Origin of the sequence: Eubacterium sp. 3_1_31 (genome assembly GCF_964249515.1) — a bacterium.
GTDB classification, from domain to species: domain Bacteria; phylum Bacillota_I; class Bacilli_A; order Erysipelotrichales; family Erysipelotrichaceae; genus Longicatena; species Longicatena caecimuris.
On record NZ_CAXUBY010000110.1, the window covers coordinates 1 to 924 of the forward strand.

General features: G+C 35.6%; 1 protein-coding gene. It reads right to left on the reverse strand.

Annotation, left to right across the window (positions count from 1 at the left end; translation table 11 throughout):
• Positions 1-761: IS1634 family transposase (locus ACESSZ_RS16460; RefSeq protein WP_439750072.1), on the reverse strand; the 761-nt coding region annotated here is incomplete at its 3' end.
• Positions 762-924 lie beyond the last annotated feature (163 nt).

A 924-nucleotide genomic window follows, 5' to 3' on the forward strand; every position in this document is an offset into this window, starting at 1 on the left:
ATAATAGGCTTCTCTGACTCATTACCGGGATACATCCTCATACCGATGGGGATCATATTGGCATCAAGTAATAGACCTAGCCCAACAATGGGATCATGACGCATTTCTTTAGATGGGCCACGTCTTTGAAAATCATTTTCTTTATCGATTTCAAAGTAGAAGTTCGTACAATCGAAGAAAGTATGTTTTGTATCAATACCAAAATTATCAGCTGTAGCTACCGTAAGTATTTCAGTGAACTTCTGATATTCACTCCCCAGAAATTCAACGGCATCTAATAATTGATCATAGCTGAAGTCAACTTCATTCAAAAGGGAAGGAAGTACATCATGAAACGTTTTGTGTTTAGACAAAGGTGCTACAGCACGTGCAAATACAAGAGATGAGAATATATCATAGACATTAAACTGAAAGTAGCGAGTAGACTGCATATAGTTAAAATGATCTTTTACATCTAATGTGTTAAGAATGTTGGCAAGAGGAAAATAGCCGAGATACTTTTCAGGAGAGACTTCACCAATAAGTCTTTGATTTATCTTTGCATTCGCATTTTTGAGTTTTCTTTCTTCATTCATTCTAGCCACTTCAGCTTTGTAGTAGGCAATAGGATCATCAATCCCAGAATCAATAAGAGACTGAAGATTACCAAGTTTTCTAATACTGCGATGCTTGGTTCCCTTAACATCAGGAGAATAAAAGCTTTCGTAAATAGATAAATAGGTACGATTTTGTTGTTTAGCAACCTTAAGGAAATAAGCCATAAGAACACCTCCGACATGAATACACCACGGCACCATCATTATAACACAATTAAATAAAATATGAAAGTATTTTATCACATAAAAACCCGCATAAATACGGGCTCTGATTAACATTTGTTTTTTTTGCTCCTAAAGAAACATGGTGCTAACTTCTAAAGACGGG